This window comes from uncultured Lutibacter sp., from assembly GCF_937891065.1.
Lineage (GTDB): Bacteria > Bacteroidota > Bacteroidia > Flavobacteriales > Flavobacteriaceae > Lutibacter.
Genome location: NZ_CALAEQ010000075.1, coordinates 1 through 3,558 on the forward strand (window position 1 = coordinate 1; position 3,558 = coordinate 3,558).

The 3,558-nt window shown below is 31.0% G+C and carries 4 protein-coding genes; all 4 read right to left on the minus strand.

Annotated elements, in window-relative coordinates; all coding sequences use genetic code 11:
- Nucleotides 1–134: 134 nt before the first annotated feature.
- Nucleotides 135–1,091 (minus strand): L-threonylcarbamoyladenylate synthase, encoded by a 957-nt coding sequence (locus tag Q0352_RS04365; RefSeq protein WP_299524195.1) that lies wholly within the window; start codon nt 1,089–1,091, stop codon nt 135–137.
- Between the two features lie 426 nt (nt 1,092–1,517).
- Nucleotides 1,518–1,976, minus strand: coding sequence for an XRE family transcriptional regulator (locus Q0352_RS04370; protein ID WP_299524198.1), 459 nt, complete (start codon nt 1,974–1,976; stop codon nt 1,518–1,520).
- Nucleotides 1,977–2,012: 36 nt separating this feature from the next.
- Nucleotides 2,013–2,864, minus strand: coding sequence for a mechanosensitive ion channel family protein (locus tag Q0352_RS04375; protein WP_299524201.1), 852 nt, complete (start codon nt 2,862–2,864; stop codon nt 2,013–2,015).
- 58 nt (nt 2,865–2,922) lie between these two features.
- Nucleotides 2,923–3,558, minus strand: a 636-nt coding sequence (locus tag Q0352_RS04380) for a bifunctional ornithine acetyltransferase/N-acetylglutamate synthase (protein WP_299524204.1), incomplete at its 5' end; no start/stop codon positions are given.

Below are 3,558 nucleotides of genomic sequence, written 5' to 3' on the forward strand. Positions count from 1 at the left end.
TGAAAGGCCTACAATTACACGTTTCATTTCAAAAATTTTAGGGTGCGAAGTTACGTATAACTTTTAGGAAGAAAGCTTAAAATTTAAACAATTTGAAGATTTTAAAGCATACCCATAAAAATAAATTCTCGGATTTAATTTGCAGCTCTGTCTAATCTATCATTTATGGTCTTTCCTTGTCCTTTGTTTGGGAATTTTTCAGCAATAATTAAATCTAAATTGCATTTATCTAATCTATGCAAAGCTGCATATAAATTAGAAGCTGCTTCTTCTAAATTACTTTCTTTAGATAATATTTCAAGACATTCAACCTTTAAACCCACATTTTCAGTATTAAACAACAATAAGCCAATTTTTTTACTTGAATGTAATTTCATTGACTCTTCAATTGAATCGGATATAATAATTCGTGTTTTAGGTGAATAATGCTTTTTAAGCATTCCTGGAGCATCGGGAGTAACATCATCATTTGTGAATATTTTCACTTTTCCAATAACTTTTTCAATAGCTTCAATTGATGTTGAACCATGCCTGTACAAAATAACCTCATCATCTTTAAAACCAACAATGGTAGATTCAACTCCTTTTGAACAAGATCCTCCTTCTAAAATTAGTTTTAACTCACTATCAAAAAAATCAAAAACATGTTGAGCTGTTGTTGGACTAATTGATGTAAACGGATTGGCGCTAGGTGCTGCAACAGGGTAATCTAATTTTTTAAGCAATTCTAGCGCAACAGGATGATTTGGAATTCTAACGGCAACAGTTGGTTTTCCTGCAGTAACAATATCCGAAATAGTTGGCTGCTTTTTTAAAATTAATGTTAAGGGGCCTGGCCAAAAAGCATCAGCAAGTTTTAATGCTTTGTTAGGTACTTCACAAGCCACCAAATTTAAATCGCTTATAGATTTAATATGAACAATTAATGGATTATAAGATGGTCTCTTTTTTAAAGCATAAATTTTCTTTAATGCCTTGTCACTATAAATATTCCCCGCTAAACCATAAACCGTTTCAGTTGGTATTGCAACCACATCTTCATTATCCAGTAACTCTATAGCTTTATTGATATTTGAAGTAATTAGGGTCATATTTTTTATTTTATTAATTGTAAACAACTAGCATTGCATCATTACTACTACTCCACCTGAAAGACAAACAATTACACCTTTCATTTTTAAAATTTTAGGGTGCAAAGATACAGATAACTTTTTGGTCAAAAAAGTTAATAGTTGAAGATTGTTTTTTTTAGCATTGAAGAATAGATGTAAGAGACTTAAACACACGTGCTTCCTTATTTATACATTTTGATTCCACTCTTTAATGGATGCTTTAAAATACTTCAAGGTTGCTAATACAGCCTTCGCATTTATAGTGCTTAAACTACATTCCTATCTAATATATTTAATGATGGAGTAATTTGTGTTTAACAAAAAAATCAGGTCATTTCCTTACCTGATTTATTACTTTATCAATCATTAAATTATGTTTTATAAGTAAATTTAAATACTAAAACCTCAATCCCATAATGATCTGGGAATTTCTCTTTTAATTTCATGAGCAAACTCTTCAATTTCTTGCTGTATCTCATCTTCATTAAGTTCCTTATTACCCTCCAATGAGTTTAAATTTTTCAATACCAATTTCCCAGCCAATTCACGCGCTTTCAATTCAATAAATTTATCTATTGAATTATGGTTTGAGACAAAACCGTAAACAAATTGCATATCTAATGCTTTGGCTATTTCCTTTAGTAATTTTATCGTAAGTGAACCTGATAATTCTCTTTTTTCAATGTCTTTAACACCTTGTGAAGTAATTTTTAATTTATATCCAAGTTGTTGTAAAGTCATATTTAAGGTGGTTCTGATGGTATATATCCATCCTCGCTCAGGAACATCTATGTTTTTAATTTCATAAAATGGCTTAAGTTTACGGTCAAGTTGTTCTATTGCTATTCTTTTCTGATTGCGCATACCCCTCTTTTATTGTTTAATTAAAAAATAAGCTTATTAACTTTGGTGAATAACCCTTTGCGGAAATGGAATTTCAATTCCTTCTCTATCAAATGCAATTTTTAATCTTTTTCGAAGCTCACCCGTTATCTCCCATTGTTTAAGTGGTAAAGTTTCACCTAAAATCTTTAACATTACAGAGGAATCTGCAAAATCATTTACCCTTAAAAACTGGGGAGCTTTAATAATAAATTCTTTAAATTGAATGTCTTGTGCCAATTCATTTCCCACTTCATTTACCACACCAATTACATGTTCTAGATTGGCGTTATAAGCAATACCAATATCCAGATTTACACGAGCAAAATCCTTAGCATAATTAGATACCTCTTTAATTTCCCCATGTGGAATATGATGAACGGTTCCGTCCAAATCTCTTAAGGTTGTCATTCTCAAACTAATTTTTTCAACCACGCCTCCTAAATTTTCAAACTTAACATAATCGCCTATTCTATATTGATTTTCAAGAATAATAAAAAGCCCAGAAATAATGTCACGGATAAGATATTGACCTCCAAATCCAAAAGCCAATCCAACAATTCCTGCTGCTGCCAAAATAGGACCTATTTCAACACCAAATTCCTGAAAAACCATTAATATAAGAATGGAAAAAATACCAATTTTTGCTGTAATCGAAAAAATTTGAATAAGCGTATCTTCCCTTTTCTTTTCTGCTTCTTCAGATGAATGGTTATTGGGAACAACTGCCAATCTAACCATTTTATCAATTAATCTAGTGATGACTTTATTTATAATAAACGTAACAATAATAATAACCAATATCCTCAATCCACTAGATAAAAGCCAAGGAATCAAAAATTCCGTCCATTCTGCAAAATATTCTTTCATTTATTTTTTTATTTTATATATTTATTTGGTGGTTTAATTTTTAAAAATACTTCACTATTTATGTGGTATATACAGAATTAAACAACACATAATCGGTTGTTAAATCTGTTCCCCATCCTTTAGATTTAGCTTTTCCATTGTGAAGATCAAGTACTATTTTAAGATGTGACTCCCTCAATAATTTTTTTATAAAATTAGGGTTAAATTCCAGTGGAATTCCTTGTTCCAACACCTTTACAGTTTTTTTGTCAGAACCGATAAATAGATCAATCTTTTCGTAATCAAAAGGAAGCCCCGCATTACCAGCTGCGCTAATAATCCTTCCCCAATTGGGATCACGACCAAACATAGCGGTTTTAACAAGCGCTGAATCTGAAATTTTCCGAATCATTGTTCTTGCATATGCTTCTGTTGGCGCATTCACTATTTCATATTCAATAAACTTTGAAGCACCTTCACCATCTGAAACAATAAGTTGAGCCAAATGTACCATCATTTCTTCAAGATGCTTTTTGAAAATAGTATATCCTTTGTCTCTTTTAGATTTGATGCTATCGTTTTGAGCCAATCCATTTGCTAATACAATAACCATGTCATTTGTAGATGTATCACCATCAACTGTTATCATATTGAACGATTTATCAACAGATTCCTTCACCATAATTTTCAATAGTTTAGGTTCTATAGCAATGTC